This is a genomic window from Methylocystis sp. ATCC 49242, from assembly GCF_000188155.2.
In the GTDB taxonomy this organism is placed as follows: domain Bacteria; phylum Pseudomonadota; class Alphaproteobacteria; order Rhizobiales; family Beijerinckiaceae; genus Methylocystis.
On record NZ_KE124774.1, the window covers coordinates 654,443 to 670,506 of the forward strand.

At 59.3% G+C, this 16,064-nt stretch carries 13 protein-coding genes and 3 pseudogenes; 8 read left to right on the forward strand and 8 right to left on the reverse strand.

Going from position 1 to position 16,064, the window contains the following annotated elements; translation table 11 throughout:
• The first annotated feature begins 94 nt into the window (after window positions 1–94).
• The 7 genes and pseudogenes from MET49242_RS05000 (at window position 95) to MET49242_RS05020 (ending at window position 7,419) form a co-directional block, all read left to right on the forward strand.
• Window positions 95–688: a hypothetical protein gene (locus MET49242_RS05000; protein ID WP_036281124.1), complete on the forward strand. Its 594-nt coding sequence runs from the start codon at window positions 95–97 to the stop codon at window positions 686–688.
• 82 nt (window positions 689–770) lie between these two features.
• On the forward strand, window positions 771–1,112 hold the full coding sequence (locus MET49242_RS05005; protein ID WP_036281126.1) for a hypothetical protein: 342 nt from the start codon (window positions 771–773) through the stop codon (window positions 1,110–1,112).
• Window positions 1,113–1,323: 211 nt separating this feature from the next.
• The gene (locus MET49242_RS05010) at window positions 1,324–1,578 is read left to right on the forward strand and encodes a DUF3768 domain-containing protein (protein WP_084678891.1); all 255 of its coding nucleotides are present in this window, start codon (window positions 1,324–1,326) and stop codon (window positions 1,576–1,578) included.
• A gap of 137 nt (window positions 1,579–1,715) precedes the next feature.
• Window positions 1,716–2,690 carry a transposase gene (locus MET49242_RS05015; protein WP_202804154.1) on the forward strand — a complete coding sequence of 325 codons (975 nt, stop codon included), beginning with the start codon at window positions 1,716–1,718 and terminating at the stop codon, window positions 2,688–2,690.
• A 109-nt stretch (window positions 2,691–2,799) separates the two neighbouring features.
• The gene (locus MET49242_RS25825; RefSeq protein WP_202804155.1) at window positions 2,800–3,102 is read left to right on the forward strand and encodes a hypothetical protein; all 303 of its coding nucleotides are present in this window, start codon (window positions 2,800–2,802) and stop codon (window positions 3,100–3,102) included.
• Window positions 3,103–3,711: 609 nt separating this feature from the next.
• Window positions 3,712–4,011: pseudogene (locus tag MET49242_RS26540) on the forward strand (DUF6531 domain-containing protein); the annotation flags it as partial.
• Window positions 4,012–4,071: 60 nt separating this feature from the next.
• Window positions 4,072–7,419, forward strand: coding sequence for an RHS repeat-associated core domain-containing protein (locus tag MET49242_RS05020; protein WP_036281129.1), 3,348 nt, complete (start codon window positions 4,072–4,074; stop codon window positions 7,417–7,419).
• A 583-nt stretch (window positions 7,420–8,002) separates the two neighbouring features.
• Here the strand turns inward: MET49242_RS05020 and MET49242_RS05025 are convergent.
• Window positions 8,003–8,338, reverse strand: a pseudogene (locus MET49242_RS05025) (transposase); the annotation flags it as partial.
• A gap of 120 nt (window positions 8,339–8,458) precedes the next feature.
• On the opposite strand from MET49242_RS05025, the pseudogene istA reads away from it, so the two are divergent.
• Window positions 8,459–9,238: pseudogene (gene istA / locus MET49242_RS05030) on the forward strand (IS21 family transposase); the annotation flags it as partial.
• A gap of 17 nt (window positions 9,239–9,255) precedes the next feature.
• On the opposite strand, the gene MET49242_RS23170 reads toward istA, so the two are convergent.
• From MET49242_RS23170 to MET49242_RS05065, 7 genes are all read right to left on the reverse strand, one after another.
• Entirely contained in the window at window positions 9,256–9,819 is a 564-nt protein-coding gene (locus MET49242_RS23170) for a hypothetical protein (RefSeq protein WP_144259470.1), read from the reverse strand.
• 49 nt (window positions 9,820–9,868) lie between these two features.
• Entirely contained in the window at window positions 9,869–10,438 is a 570-nt protein-coding gene (locus MET49242_RS05040; RefSeq protein WP_036281133.1) for a recombinase family protein, read from the reverse strand.
• Window positions 10,439–10,589: 151 nt separating this feature from the next.
• Window positions 10,590–10,847: a hypothetical protein gene (locus MET49242_RS23175; RefSeq protein ID WP_192815632.1), complete on the reverse strand. Its 258-nt coding sequence runs from the start codon at window positions 10,845–10,847 to the stop codon at window positions 10,590–10,592.
• The gene (locus MET49242_RS26545; RefSeq protein ID WP_051134016.1) at window positions 10,807–11,091 is read right to left on the reverse strand and encodes a recombinase family protein; all 285 of its coding nucleotides are present in this window, start codon (window positions 11,089–11,091) and stop codon (window positions 10,807–10,809) included. Before MET49242_RS26545 ends, MET49242_RS23175 begins: the two co-directional genes overlap by 41 nt.
• Complete coding sequence (locus MET49242_RS05050) at window positions 11,085–11,873, reverse strand: TonB-dependent receptor plug domain-containing protein (RefSeq protein ID WP_244430708.1); 789 nt, start codon at window positions 11,871–11,873, stop codon at window positions 11,085–11,087. The genes MET49242_RS26545 and MET49242_RS05050 overlap by 7 nt, the downstream gene beginning before the upstream one ends.
• A gap of 369 nt (window positions 11,874–12,242) precedes the next feature.
• The gene (locus tag MET49242_RS05060) at window positions 12,243–13,562 is read right to left on the reverse strand and encodes a PepSY domain-containing protein (RefSeq protein ID WP_084678895.1); all 1,320 of its coding nucleotides are present in this window, start codon (window positions 13,560–13,562) and stop codon (window positions 12,243–12,245) included.
• A 68-nt stretch (window positions 13,563–13,630) separates the two neighbouring features.
• On the reverse strand, window positions 13,631–15,985 hold the full coding sequence (locus MET49242_RS05065; RefSeq protein WP_084678896.1) for a TonB-dependent siderophore receptor: 2,355 nt from the start codon (window positions 15,983–15,985) through the stop codon (window positions 13,631–13,633).
• Window positions 15,986–16,064 lie beyond the last annotated feature (79 nt).

Genomic DNA, 16,064 nt, shown 5'->3' on the forward strand with positions numbered 1-16,064 from the left:
CTTGTCGGCCGCCGCTGCGGCCACCACACGCGCCATCGATCATTCAACCGAAACGGGGGCCTCTGGCCCCCTTCGTCGTTTCTGGGGGGTCACGATGAGCGCCAAGCCAAAACACGCAGCCCAAGACAATGGTGAGCCCGTACTCGTGGTCATGGGGCTGGACGACACCCGCAAGCCGCACGCCTCAACCTTCGACGAAGCGGATGCAAAATTGGCCGCCAAGGCGGCGGGGCTGATGGGCATGCGGGTAGTGAAGCTCGACACGGCTGAGCTAAAGGCGCTTGCGGCCAAGCTGCCCCGGGGCAAGGTGTTCGCCAGCGGCCGGGCTTTCGTGCCCTTCGTCAAGGCCAGCCTGTATGCGTCGATCGTCGCCGCCGCCGGCTTACCAGCCAAAAGCCCCAAGCCCGCCCGTATGGCCACGGCTAGCCCGCCTGACGGCCATTCGGGGGCCGGGGGCGGCGACCAGCCGCCCGATACGGCCGAGGCAACGCCTGCCAAAGGCTGGGGCGATATCGGGGCGGGTAGCCTCGTGCTCGCCACCACCGGCCCGAACGAAGGATGGTACGAGGCGGTCGTCATCGAGGTTCATGGCGACCTGCTGAAACTGCAGTGGTGGTCCTGGCCCGACGAACCGCTGTTCGCGCGGAAGATTTCCCAAGTCGGGCTGCTGCCGCGGGACCCCGCATGAGCGAACGGCCCGGGCGTCTACGAAACGCCCGGGCCTCGCTCCCAGAAATTCACTGACAACGTTTTGACCGAGGGGACCTGAGATGGGCGTCGCCAAGAAAATCTTGTTCGGTTTTGCCGCGCTCCTGCTGCTGAGCTTTCCGATCGCGACGCGCGGCGGCGCGAAAGTCGGTTGTGGCCATCCAGCCGTTATCGCGCAAATCGAAAGCGGTCTTCGCGCCCTTCCTTTCACCGCCGAAATGTTCGGGACCGGATTCAACGCGCGCGAGATCACGACCGTGAATGAACGCGGAAGCCGATCATTGTGCCAATGCAGCATCGGCTCGACGAGCCAGACCGCTTTCACCCTGCCGGTTCGTTACACGGTGACTCGCGCGGATGACGAGAAAACGTTCCGAGTCGAAATCACCCAAATTGGGCGGTGACAACTCGCCCTGCGCCCTTCGCCCGGGGCTGACCGCGCCAGCCACCCTCACGAAAACCCGACACAGGCTGCGTTCCTCGGCTGCGGATGCGCAACCGACCAACGACGGAGACACTGCTTTGCCAACAGAAGCCCCCGAACGACGGACCAACTGCATCCGCCGCCGCAACGATGCGTTTCGCCGCCATGGAATTGGCGCCGGCGAATTCTTGATGACCGCAGGCGTCGCCAGCCTGCCTTTGGCCGACCAAGCGGCAATCGTTCGCAAGGTGATGCGCTTCGACGCATTCACGCCCGACAATGACCCTTACGGCGAGCATGATTTCGGGGCGTTCGAGCACAAGGGCCAAAAGTTCTTCTGGAAAATCGATTATTACGCGCCCAACATGGCGCATGGCTCCGACGATCCCGCCGACCCGGCTCAGACGATCCGTGTCCTAACCATCATGTTTGCGGACGAATACTGATCTGCGCGATAGGCGCCTCCCCACAGGCGCTACCTGCGGGCTCAGCGTCGAGTCGTGAGGCGACGCTTAACAGCCCGTTGACGAAGTCGGGTCCGACTGAATCCTTTTTCAAGTGAGATTCGGCTGAGGTTGGTTCGATGGTGAGACGGCGTGAGACCGGGACGCAGGGGGATCTAGTTATCGGCTGGGCCGAGCTAACGCGCTCTCCGGGGCACGCATTTTACGACGAGCTTCAGAACGTTTTGCTGGACGCGGGCTTCGACGTTTTCGTCGAGAACGCCTGCAAGCCCTGCTACGCGGCGAAGATGGGCGCGCCGTCGTTGTCACCAGGGCGCTATTTCCGCAAGCACATGGTCGGCTACTTCGAAGGGCTCGACAGCGAACGCGGCATCGTATGGCGCTGCGCGGACTCTTATTCGTTGCGGGATTTTTTGCGCCTGTCGACGCGCGAGAAAGTTCCGGATCATTCATGGCTGTCGAAGACGCGATCGCGTCTGCCGCACGAGGTTCACGAGAAGGTATTCGGTTTCGTCTTGAAGCTCGTCGCCGAGCGCGGCCTCGTGAAGGGCGAGCGCATCGGCGTCGACGGTTCGACCATGGAGGCGAACGCGGCGCTGCGCAGCATCGTGCGGCGCGACAATGGCGAGACCTATCGCGCAATGCTCGAGCGCATGGCGAAGGAAAGCGGGATCGCGACGCCGAACGCCGAGGATTTGGCGCGTTTCGACCGTAAGCGCAAAGGCAAAAAGCTCTCGAACGACGACTGGACGAGCGCCACGGACGCCGAGGCGAAGATCGCGCGGATGACGGACGGGATGACGCATCTCGCCTACAGGCCGGAACATGCGGTCGACCTCGACACAGGCGTGATCATCGCCGCGCCGATCCACGAGGCGGACAAGGGCGATAGGACGACGCTCGGCGACACGCTGGAGACGGCGAAGGCCAATCTCTCGGCTGTCGGCCTCGCGCCGACGCCGGACGATCCTTGCGAAATCATCGCGGACAAAGGCTATCATTCGCGCGAGGTTTTGAAACGACTCGACGACGGCGAGTGGAAGAGCCGGATCAGCGAGCCTTTGCCGGCGAAGGGCTATTTGCGCTGGCAGTGACACAAAGAAGCGCGCGACGCCGTTTACGCCAACCGCGCACGGCTGAAATCGGGCGTTGGACGCGTCGCCATGCGCAAGCGCGGGGAGCTGGTCGAACGCAGCTTCGCTCATGTGCTGGATCGCGGCGGCATGCGCCGGGCCTGGCTTCGGGGGCCGTGAGAACATCGCCAAGCGTTATCCGATCCACGTCGCCGGCTTCAATCTTGGCGTCCTGATGCGCGCCCTCATGGGCTACGGGACGCCGAGAGAACGCGCCGAGGCCACCAGAAACGCCTTTTTGTTCGTCATTCGGACGGATAGCGCGATGGCCATCGTCATGATCACGGACATCGGCGGCGCGCTGGCATGCTCGCCGTCATCGCCGCTCCGGAACCCAATTAATCAAGCTGCGACTTCGTCACCGCGCTGCTAGGGCTCGCGAGAAATGTTCGCCGCCCCGCCGGCTGAAAATCTCACCTTCGTTGACAACCTACCAAAATTCGGAGCCCTCGAACCGAACCAGAACTGACCAGGTCGGTTGAGTTTGACTGATCGCTCGTTAGCAATTTATGCTATGGATTATTATAACCCTTGCCGTAGCTTTATTGGGGGAGGCGACGCGATGGGCTGGAATTTCAAACGAGCACTTTGCCGTCTCGCTGTGGCTTTACTTTTCTCGGGCATATCCGTTTCGTATGAAACGTCCACTGGAGGAACGAACTGGCGTCTATCTGGAGCGACCACTGCTCATGCGCAGGCTGTCGTACAGCAAGTATTACGCGGCGTAGCTAAGCCCATTGCTCTTGAAAGTGGTACTTGCACAATTAACGGAACCACGCACTCTTTAAGAGGCCGAATTGTAACTCCTCCTCAATACGGGACACTGACGATACAAAGCGGGCTATTCTTAATTTGTCCTCAGTCACAAATTGCGACTAAAGTTTGGGCCTACAGGTGGACGAGCGTTGATAGAAATGTAACAACTGATCGAGTTGTCGTCACTCTTACGGCAACCTATTGCGATTCTACCGGGTGCCGTGACATGCCACCTGTCACAAGTACTGTCAACATTGTGTTAGAACCATCCAAAAAATGCGAACCATGCGCTCCTGCCTGCGGAACTGGATGCGACGAAGGCAATCCCATCAGCGCCGCAACCGGCAACAAATTCCAGGTCGAAACTGACCTGACTGATGGGAAGTCGACGGGAATATCTCTCACGCGTTATTACAACAGCTTGATCCCGACGAGTTCAGCGTTTGGGACTAATTGGGGCAGCACATGGGGCCGCCGCTTGCTTGTGGGGAGCGGGATAGTGCAAGCGGTTAGAGCGACTGGCCGTAAGGATACATTTCGACTGAACCCGGCGACAGGGGCATATGACGCGGACCCTGACGTAAGAATGGTCTTGTCGACCGCGGCGGGGGGGTGGAAGCTGGTTACGGAAGATGACACCATTGAAAGCTACACGTCCGCAGGCATTCTCAGCACGATCACGACGCGAGCGGGCCGTGTCACCAGGCTCGCATACGACTCCAGCAATCGTCTGACCCAGGTGACGGGCCCCTTCGGCCACCGGCTCAGTTTTGCGTATGACCCCAACAATCGCGTTCGCCAGATGACGGCCCCCGACGGCGGCGTATATGCGTACCGTTATGACGCTGTCGGCAATTTAGTTTCAGTGACCTATCCCGACAATTCCGTGCGTAGATATGTTTACGAGAATGCAAGCTTTCCCCGCGCGCTGACGGGCATTATTGATGAGCTCGGCAACCGCTTTGCCACCTGGGCATACAACTCCGCGGGCTTGGCGATCTCGTCCGAGCATGCGGGGGGCGTCGACAGGACGACGCTGACATATGGCGCAAATGGTGCGACGACGGTTGTTAATGCGCGCGGCTTTTCGCATAGCTATAGCTTTAAGACACAATTCGGCATGGACAAGCCGACGTCTCTTTCAGGGGCCCCGGTTCAGTCATCCGGCGGCAAGGCGTTCACCTACGACGCCAACGGCTTTATCGCCAGCCGGACTAACTGGCGCAATGTCCGGACGACATACACCCACGACGGTCGTGGCAACGAGACATCGCGCACGGAGGCGGCGGGAACGGGTCTGGCGCGGACGATCAACACGACGTGGCATCCGACGTTCCATCTGCCCTTGCAGATCACCGAGCCGGGGCGGACGACGAATTTCAGATACGACGCGAAGGGCAATCTCCTGACCAGGACGATCACGGCCGGGGCGCGGGCGCGGACCTATTCCTATACCTACAACGCCCTCGGCCAAGTGCTCAGCGCCGCCGACCCGCGTGGCAATGTGACGAGATACACATACGACGCTCGGGGCAACCTCGCGAGTGTCACCAACGCGTTGGGGCATGTCACGCGCTTCACCAATTACGACGGGGCCGGCCGCCTGCTGCGCAAAGTCGATCCCAATGGCGTCGTGACGACCTATGCATATGATCCGCGCGGGCGGCTTACGTCAACGATCGAGGCGTCATTGAGGTGGTCCTATACTTATGACGCCGCAGGCAATCTGACCCGCGTCACCGGGCCGGACGGCGTATATGTCGCATTCACTTATGACGCCGCGCATCGACTGGTCGGCATGGCCGACGCACTCGGCAATCGCATCGCCTATACGCTCGACGCGGCTGGCAACGTCACCCGCGAGCAGGCCTTCGACCGCGCAAATGTCCAGAAGCGCGTGCGCAGTTTCGCCTATGACGCGGTCAATCGCCTCATCCGATCGATCGGCGCGCAAGGCCAGACGACGAGCTATGCCTACAACCCCGAAGGCAATCTGGTTTCGGCGACCGACCCTCTTGCGCACCGCAACCTTTACGCTTACGACGCGCTGAACCGGCTCGTGCGGCAGACAGATCCAAACGGCGGCGCAACGTCGCTCGGCTATGACCCGCTCGACCACCTCACTATGGTCACCGATCCGCGCGGGTTGCGAACGATCTACACATGGACCGGGCTCGACGACCAGACGCGCGTGAACAGCCCGGATACGGGCGTCACGGCGCGCACTTTCGACGCGGCCGGCAACGTGTTGACGTCGACGGACGCGCGCGGTGTGCGAGCGAGCTATACCTATGACGCCTTGAACCGGAAGCTGAGCGAGACTTTCGCTGGCGGCGTCACGACCACATTTCAATATGACCAAGGCGTCAACGGCAAGGGGCGGCTGACGAAGATCATTGACTCCTCCGGCTCGACGAGCTTCAGCTACGACGCCAACGGCCATGTCATCCAGAAGCAGCAGGTCATCGGCGGGATCGCGCGGACAACGCGCTATGGCTATAACGCCGGTGGGCGTCTTTCGACGATCACGTATCCATCAGGCCGACAGGTCGCCTACGCCTATGACGCCACGGGTCATGTGACCGGCGTCTCGTCGGGCGGCCGGCAGATCGTCAGCAATGTGACCTATGCGCCGTTCGGCGGGGTCACTGGCTGGAATATGGGCAATGGCGGGGTCTATCGGCGCACGATCGACGCCAACAACCGCGTGGCGTCGATCGTCATGCCGGGGGCGCGGTCGATCACGCTGACCTATGACGCGGCGAGCCGCATCGTCGGGATGAATGACAATCAGCGGCCCGCGAAGACCTTCGGCTATGACGCGCTCGATCGCCTGACGAGCTATGCTGGCGGGACGCTGACCCAGAGCTATAGCTATGACCCCGACGGCAACCGGACGCGAGCAACGCTGCGGGACGGGGCGACAACGAACAACTATACATACGCTTATGGCGCGACCAATAACCGGCTAATGAGCATTGGCGGCGCATCGAGCGAGACGTTTACCTACACTCCGACGGGTTCGACAGCGACGCACAGGGGCGGCGCGGCGAATAACGTCTTCACTTACGACGCGCGGGGACGACTGGTGAGATCGACCGTCGGCGCGTTCGCCAGGAATTACTTGATCAACGGCCTCGGTCAGCGGGCGACGAAGTGGAATCCGTCCGTCGCTGCGGATAAGGCTTACTTCGCCTATGACGAGGACGGTCACCTGATCGGAGAATACGGCCCGGCCGGCGCTCTAATCGAGGAGACGGTGTGGCTCGGCGACCTACCGGTCGCGACCTTCCAACCCGCCGGGACGTTCTATGTCTCCCCCGACCACCTCGGCGCGCCGCAACAGATCACGAACGCCAGCCGGCAGATCGTATGGACATGGGATCACGACCCCTTCGGCAACGGCGCGCCGAGGGGAAGCCTCGCCTACAATCTTCGCTTCCCCGGCCAGTATTACGACGCGGAGACAGGGCTGAATTACAATTATTTCCGCGACTACAATCCAAAGCTCGGGCGCTATCTCGAGAGCGATCCGATTGGCCTTGTGGGTGGGCTGAATACCTACAATTATGTCGCGGCCAATCCGGTTTGGAGCGCCGATCCGGACGGTAGGAATCATTGGGTAGTGGGGTCGGCATTAGTAATTAATTTAATTGCGATAATAAATCAAACTGTTGATTTTAAACGACAAATCCAGGATGCCGTCAATCCCGCCGCTCGGCCGATAGCACCTATGTGTACCCCTAATAATCCTTTCGGGTACGGCAATGCCGGCCCCCCGGTTGAAGGCCCTGACTGGTTTCCCGAACGACCGTCTCCGCCGCCGGGAGGCAGGTCTCCGCCAACGCAGCCATACAAGCCACGCATTCCAATTCTATATATTCCGGCTCCTCCGACCGGCAGTTTTAATCCGCCGAGAGTCATAACCAGGTGATAGAGTGGCTGAGATTTTCCGGACGTAGAGTTTTTGTCCCATTGGCCTTTGTGGGTTTACGAGGCTTTGCTGATCCGAAATTCTTCCGAAGGTCGGATTTGGCGTTGGAGGGCTTGGCAGATGGACAGAAGCACGAAGGACGAAGCGACGGGTGGGTATGATATGGATTCGTCGGACAGATTGGTTTCCGGCGTTCGCGTTCCGGCAATCGGCTGTGGCCGAACGAGTTGAAGCGTCGGATCGTCCAAGAAAGCCTCGCGCTTGGGCGTTTGCGATTGCTACGAGAGTCGCGTCCGCATCGTGTCCGCCGCGTCGCGTCTTAACGAACGTCCTCTTCCGAATATGGGGGTCCTCAGCACCATACTGAATCCCCAATTGAATCGGCATGTTCGGATAACGCCCTAATACCATCGGCTATGAGGCGAACCCGATATGAGCCCAGTCGCGCATGCCGATTGACGTGATCGTTTCGGGCTGTGCGGTAAGCCTTCGCCATGCGTCGTAAGCGGCGTCGATAATCGCATCGTAATTGTCGAAGACCCGGTTGGAGAGCCAGTTCTGGGTAAGCGTCCGCCGCGCCCCGTCAGCCTCGAGAGAAATTCCATGGCAGGAGCGCGTCGATATTTTTGTTTGGCCAGCCCGCGGCGATACGCTCCAGAGTTTGCGTGAGCCACGCGTTGGGATCGACGTCGTTGAGGCGCGCAGTCGCAAGGAGAGAGGCGATCGTCGCCCAGGTCTGGCCGCCTGCTTCGGATCCTGCGAACAGCGCGTTTTTCCGGGTGATCGTCTGGGGCCGGATGGCGCGTTCGACGCTGTTGTTGTCGAGTTCGACGCGCCCGTCTTCGAGGAAGCGGCGGAACTCGGCCTTTCGCGACAGGCCATATCGGATCGCCTCGGCGAGTTTGGATTTACTATGAACATCGGCGCCAAAGTGTACCACTGAACCGGCTTTGGGGGCTGCTTTGACGGCGGCGCAAAAGTGTACCGGTCCTGATAGGCCGAACTCGATGTCATCGACTGGCATGGAGAGGCCGAAAGGATGTTCACAGTGGAACTCTATGCCCGGGTGAGACGCGCGGTGATGGCGGAAGGGCTGAGCCGGCGGGAAGCGGCCAGGCGCTTCGGCGTGCACCGCAATACGATCACGAAGATGCTTCAATATTCGGTTCCGCCGGGGTATCGGCGTCGGGAGCGGCCGATCTCGAAGAAGCTGGGGCCGTATATGGCGTGGATCGACAAGGTCCTGGCGGATGATCGGCTTGTTCACGCCAAGCAGCGTCATACGGCACGGCGGATATTCGAACGGCTGCGGGACGAAGAAGGGTTTTCGGGCGGCTACACGATCGTCCGGGAATATGTCGCGCAGGCGCAGTTGCGGTCGCGCGAGATGTTTATTCCACTCAGCCATCGACCGGGGCATGCGCAGGCGGATTTTGGCGAGGCGGACGCCTACATCGCCGGCAAGAAGGTCCGCTTTCATTATTTTTGCCTGGACCTGCCGCATTCGGACGGCTGCTTCGTCAAGGCCTATCCGGCGGAGACGGCGGAAGCCTTCTGCGACGGCTATGTCGCGGCCTTCGCTTTTTTCGGCGGCGTGCCGCAATCGATCTTGTATGACAATACGCGACTTGCCGTGGCCAAGATTGTGAATGGCGGGCAGCGCCTGCGTTCGCAGATGTTTGCGGAGCTTCAGAGCCACTACCTTTTTGCCGATCGCTTTGGCCGGCCCGGCAAGGGGAACGACAAGGGCAAGGTCGAGGAGCTTGTCGGCTATGTCCGGCGCAACTTCATGACGCCACAGGCGGCGGCGGGGCTTTTCAACAATATAGGTCAAAATCAGCTGCTCGCGGGCGGGCCTTGTACGCGTTGACGCCTCGCCTTATGAACGACCGTTCGCCACAGCTGCGCCCACAAGAGCGCGTCGACGTGGGCGCGGTGGCGACGATTTTGTTCGGCTTCATCCCGGGCGTCACGGTATCGCCGAACATCGAAATTCCGCTCGGCGACCGCTTTCTCGAGCAAATGATCGGCGCTAGTCTGGCGCACGGTGAATGAGGGTTCGATGCCGGCGCCTTCGAATATCTGCACTAGCCAACTCTCATCAAACGGGCTGTCGGAATATAGTTCGCGCCCGGCGAGGGCGTGGTTCATGGCGTTGGCGATGTCGTGGACTGGAACCCCTCGCGCATAAAGGTCGGCAAGCGAAATCCCGTGCAGCTCCCCGGCGTTTTCGTCCCAAGAGGTCTCGATCCGCCACTCAGACAGGGGGCGCACCAAATACGAGGCCGAGACAATTTGCCCATTGCTCGGATTGACGAATGCCCAGCCGATTTCGATCACAAACCCGTCGAGACCGGACGCCTCGCAATCGTAGAACACGGGCACGGAACTGCTGATCAAGATGGCTTCTCCCCTTGACCGTCGCGGCGGGGCGCGCGCCTTTGCCGACTCAGGAGTCGACGCCTTGGGCCGAGCGCTCGCCGGCAAGGACTCGATACACGTGCATACGTGAGCAGCCCATTGCCTTTGCAATGGCGGCCGGGCCATGGCCCTTCGCGGCCAGTTCCGTTAGCTGATTGCGGTCGATGCGACGCTTGCCGCCCCGATAAACGCCCTCCGCCTTGGCCTTTTCGATGCCCTCGCGCTGACGCTCTTTGATGAAGCGCCGTTCCAATTGCGCCACCATGCCGAGCACCGTCATGACAATTCGGCCGGTTTCGCCACGCGTGGTCACGTGTGGGTCGAGAACGGTTACGAACGCCTGCCGTTGGTCGCATTCGTGGACAATATTGAGGACGTCGCGAGTGTCCCGACCCAGACGGTCAAGGCGTGTGACGATCAGTTCGTCACCGGGCCGCAGGAATTCAATAATCGTCATCAGTTCAGCGCGACCTTCGCGGCTGCCGCCAGAAGCTTTTTCCGAGCGAATGACGCCACAACCTTCAGCTTTGAGCCGGGCTAGCTGGGTGTCGAGGTCCTGATCAATCGTGCTGACGCGGGCGTAACCAATGCGGGCCATGGCTGTCACCTCAGGGTTTTAGGCCCGACCCTACATTGTCACAAATAGTCGCTGTCAACCCAGATGTTACAAGGGGGTAGCAGCCCTCGGTTACGTCGCATCAGGGTATGCCCTGATATGACTCAGGTTGCGTCAGCTAGCTTGTACGTGATCAAAATGTGAATTTATCCGTGGCCGGGTAGCGCGCCTGTGGAATTTTCATCGTTCCATAAGGCCGTCGGGCCTTCTTTCGCCCCCTTTTTTCGCCGCGCACTAACGCGGCGAAAAAGGGGGCTTGGGTGCACTCCCGGATGAACTCGCGGTCGAAATCGGCAAAGACCCCGTGATCGAATATCGAATAGAGCAACTGCCCCTCGGGGGTGGTGGTGTCAATCGAGAGCACGAGACAGCGGAGCCCGATACCAGGCATGCCCAAATCCCCCCAGCACCAGCACCAACTGATTGAGGGACCGCGCCAGGCGGTCCAGCTTTCTCACTACCATTGCCTCGCCCTTGCGGGCGTGGTCTAGCAACCGAGCGGGATCCGGCCGGTCTTCCTTCGCGCCGGACGCCTTTACCTCAAAGATTCGCTCGTGACCGGCCGCCTTCAGGGCACCGAGCTGCAAGGCCAAGTCCTGGTCAGTGGTCGAGACGCGAACGTATCCGATCAGCATTGTCCGAAAAATGCAGCACAATCGTTCTTTCTGTGCAATGGATATTCGGACGCGTTTTTGAACAAAGAAAGGTTAGGTAGGAAGAGCGGCATTTCATGTTCATTGGCGGGAAGGCCGGCGTAGAACTCGCTCGGAATATGTAGAAAGGCCGGATCCACGGGAACTCCATCGCGCCAAACGAGCCTTCCACCGTTATGTTCGGCGCGTAGGCTGAGGCGATCTCCGTTATCGGCGTTAAAGGCTAGCATAGGCGCGACGTCGAAACTGCGCGCGCGCACGAAGTTGACAAAGCTGCCGGAACTCTGCACCGATCCAGTCATTCGAAAGAGCAGGCTTTTCTCATCGTCAAGTGGGGCGTTGACGTCGACGGTTAGGCGGCGCACGCTGAAACTGGCGAGCGTCGAAACCGCGCGTGCGAAAGCTTCCCGCGTGGGGCTCTTTCTGATGTAATTAGCCGCGCCTCCATAGCCCCCGAGCGCCTTGCCCAATAGCATGGCGCTCGGTCCCTTGTAGAACTCGACATGATCGACGGTGGAGAGATCGACGTCCTGTGCGGTGAAGCCATGCGAGGCACCGTCGAAGAGCGTCACTCCGGTAGGAAAGCCGCGCATGACGAAGGTAGGCGAATAAGCGGTATTAGCCGCTGGCGCGTTTACATAGACGCCGCTTTGGTCGCGCCCGAGCGTCTGCGCATTCGGGGCCGCCGCGGCGTGCTGTTCGATTTCTCGCCGCTCTTTGGCGGGAGCTATGTCTTTGCTGTGTCGCTTGCCGCTGTTCTTCAATCCGTCCCTGCGCCCGCCTTCCCGCGCCTCCTCGGCGAGAGCCTGGACGGCTCCGAAGCAGGCAAAAAGCAAGGCGAGCGCAATCCTCATGGCGCTCCCGGAGCCGCTGTCTCTCCCCGGCGCCCGGGGCGCAACCGGTCTATTAAATACCGGCGGTCGAGCGCGACCTGCGCGAGCGGTGCAATGAAGCCGGAGGCTTCTTCATTATTAGCGACGGAGAAACGGCACATCAGGCCGCCCGCCGCGCCTGCGTCGAAAACGTTGAGAATGACAAGCCTCGGCGAACCATGCCCAACGATGCCGCGTTCGCGCAAAAACGCGGTGAGTTTCGGCCTGGGACGCGCCGAAAGCGGCAACGCGCGGCACAGACTATGGATGAGACTTATTCGCGTGACCCGATCGTGATCCATTTGTCGCCTCGTCAGTTGAAAATGCAAGCGCGTCAGAATCAATCGCTCGCCCGTTTGGCCGACGCAGTCTGCGCCATGCTCTCCCGACATGTTGGCTTCTCGCCGAACGCTTTTTCCACCAAATATAGACGCCGGTGCCGGAAAGCATCACAATGAGAAACCCTAGCCCGCAGACGAAGACGCGGTACGGAAGACCGAACAGATTGGCCATATGAAGTTCGATCAACCACGTCGTAATCGAATTCCCTGGCCGATGACCGGTTGGGAGAATCACATTCTGCAGGGCTCCGGTGTAAGCATCAAAAAAAATGGAGGTCTGGCCTGTGATCATGCCGATATCGCGCGACGAGCGCACGCGATATTCGGCGTATCCGTCATCGGGTAGGATATAGAGCGCGAGTTCTCGCTCCACCGTGAACTTATGTCGATCCGCTTCTTCAGCCATCAACTTGCGCCCAATCGCTTGGGCGTCATCCCAGGTGAGAGGCAGCTTTCCTTCCACTGCATGCTGCGGCGGCGGCAGCGCCCAGGCGGGCGGCTGATACTCGAACAACATTTGCATTGTCGTGCGATATAGAGTTGGCAGTTTGAAACTGACGCTCGACCACGCAAAGATGAGTAAAGGAATCCATAACCATAGACCGCCTGCGCGGTGGAGATCGAAGTTGACGCGAAAAAAAGATGATCGAAACTTAATCGACCAAGCGCACTTCCATCTCGTGAAAAAATTGCTTAAGCCAAAGGCACCCGCCGGCAGCGTAAGATAAAGCGCGACAAAACAATCGAGCGTCCAAATCAGCGCAAAAATCCCGAGAATCCATGCGCCCACATTCCCCAGCGCGAGTGTCATATGCAGATCGTAGATGAAAGGCATAATTGCGCTTAGAGTCGTGGGGAAGACGCCGAACAACGCAGTCGGGGGTCCGCCAGATTTTATGCGTCCTAATTCGCGCCCATCGGTTGGGTCCAGAAAAAGGGTGTCGAAATCGAGGGGCGCCGCGCCTGGCCGAGGACCCATTCCTATGAGGGCCGTACCCGGATAGCCAATGTATACCGTCTTGGCTCGACCTTGCGGCGCGAGGGTTTCGGCGCGATGGGCCAGTGCGGCGGGCTCGATGAGCGGCCCGGGACGCGGTTCGGGATAGAGTTCAGGCGTCAGCCAATGATTCAGTTCTTGCTGGAAGGCGAGCAAACTGCCGGTCGTTCCGGCAAGTATCAGGAAACCCGCCATAGCGAGGCCGGCCCACCGATGCAGCCTCACAAAGAATGAACGGTTCATTGTCTAGATCCACAGTGGATTGGTTTGTGAAAGGGTTAGGGCGGCCTGCCGCCGCCCAGCCCAAGCGGTCAAAAATCCACCCTGATTGTGCCGAGAGCTGTAAACGGCTTGGCCGGAATTAGAGGCGGCGGTGGCACAGGGCCTGGTTGGAAAAAGTTATCGGCCCCCTCAAAGTACTGTACGTTATTGAGATTACGCAGATTGAGCTGCGCGGTCAGTTTGCGGCCTTCTATCAACGTCGCGTAACTCGTCATGACGTCGAGTCGCGCCCATCCGGGCTGCAAGATCGTGTTCCAAATATCGCCCCAGGCGCGGGTCGACGCGGTTACGCCCCCACCAACTCGCCAGCCAAGTCCGTTGTCACCAAAATCGTATGTCGCGAAAATTTTACCGGAATGGCGGGGGACGTTATCGAGGTGGTTGCCATAAAGTCCGCTCGCTCCGTTGAAATTGAAGGGATCGAACGGGTCCCTGAGATTGTCGGCGATCACCTTCGCGTCGATATAGGCATAATTGGCGATGAGGCTCAGACGGTCCGTGATACGGCCAACGACATCGAGTTCAATGCCGCGACTGCGTTGAACGCCGGCAAGCTTCACTGCGCCTGGCAAAGCGAAATCCTGTATCGGAACGTTCGATTTCGTGATTTGAAAGAATGCGAGGGTCGCGGACAGGCCTTCGAACGCCTGCGCCTTTAAACCCGCCTCCCATTGCAGAGCTCTTTGCGCAGGAAGCACGTCTCCGTTGGCGGTCAGTCCGTTATTCGCGCCAAATGAACGAGAATAGCTGGCATAAGCGCTCACTTCGGATGTGAGATCGACGACCACGCCGGCGCGCGGAGTCCATCCGCTATCGACGCGTTCTCGGGCTTGCAAGCGATCGGCGATCGCGCATTCCTTGCTTGCGCTAAAGTCATTGGCGAAACCAAAGCTGGAACACTGTCCTCCGACGACGCTTGCAATATCATATCTTGCTCCAATCAGCAGGTGCAGTCGATCAAACCACGTCGCATGCTCCTGAACGTAAAGCCCTCTTTGGCGAGTCAAAAAAGATGTGTGCTGTTTGAAAGTCGATCCTGCTTGAGCGTCCCAGAAGGCAAATTGCGGCACCGTGCCGTAGACTGGCGCATACAAATTGATGGGATGGACATCTCCCACGCCCAGAAAATAGTTGTAATTACTATTTAGATAATCGAGCCCCATCAAAAAGTCGTGCTTTGCGCCGAGCGCGTGAAATTTCCCCTCAATGTTTAGATTAGTTGAGACTACTCTCGCATCGATGTTTTGCGCATTGGTGATCCGGTCGTAAATGACGTTGTTTTGTTCGACGCCTGCATTGATAATGTTTCGCTTGTTGAACCAGCCTTGGCTGTAAAGGAAATTGTTCGTAAATTTCCAGTCCTCGTTGAGATTTTGCTTGAACACATAGCTTATATTGTAATTGCTCGCGCTATCCCGCGGATCGTTGGGCTCCTGATAGGAACGACTCAATGGGATGGGTGCCGGGAGCGGTCCAAATGGTCCAGAGGCGGGCACTCCCGCGTCGCTCTGCGCCCGTGTTCCCAGAAACTGCGTGTCGACGGTAAACTCTGTCCACGCAGAAGGCTTATAGGTGACGACAGGCGCGACCAGCAGCCGCTCCCCGCCTTGGAACCTCCGGAAAGAGCCGTTGTTCTGATAGGCGCCTGAGACACGATATGCGAGACCTGGAACCTCTTTGATGGGTGCGGTCAGATCCCATTCCGTTCGATAGTGGTCGTAGGATCCGAACTGTTGTTCAACCCGATATAGTTCGCGATCCAGAGGCCGTTTGGTGACGAAATTAATGAGTCCTCCGGGCTCCATGCGGCCATAAAGTACAGAAGCGGGCCCTTTGAGGACCTCGATGCGTTCCATATTCGCGGTGTCGAAGGTCGACGTGCCCGAATCGCTCAACGCAAGGCCATTTCGAAAAATGACTAGGCTCTGAAATCCACGAATCTTGAAGTTGTAGCCCTCTAACTCGTTATTGTTCGAACGTACGCCCGACACGTTTTCCAGCGTATCTTTCAGTTGCGTGTCTTGCTGGTCTTGGATCACTTGCCTTGGAACAACGGCAATGGAGGCCGGCGTTTCCCTGATGGGTACATCAGTTCGGGTAGCCGTCGTTGCGTCGGTGACGACATAGCCCTCGGCTGGCGTTTTTGGATCGCGGGTTTCATGAACGCCCTGCGACGAAGAGCCGGGAGCATGGCCGGAATTGGTTGACGTTGGGCCAGTGCCGCCCGGAGTTTGCGATCCATTGCCGGACGCGTGTCGGGTCGCCGCTCGTCGAGCGGAACCGACTTCAATTGTCGGCAGCGACTGCTGCGCTTCGGCGGCCATTGAGAATAGGACGAGCGTAATCGCCCCGCCAGAGGCGGCGTGGAGCTTGATAGGTAACATAGTGCCTGTCTCCCGGCGCGACTCTACCGTCACGCTCGAACAAGGTCGGGTTGAAGTTGCGGCCTAAGGCCGTTTCCCA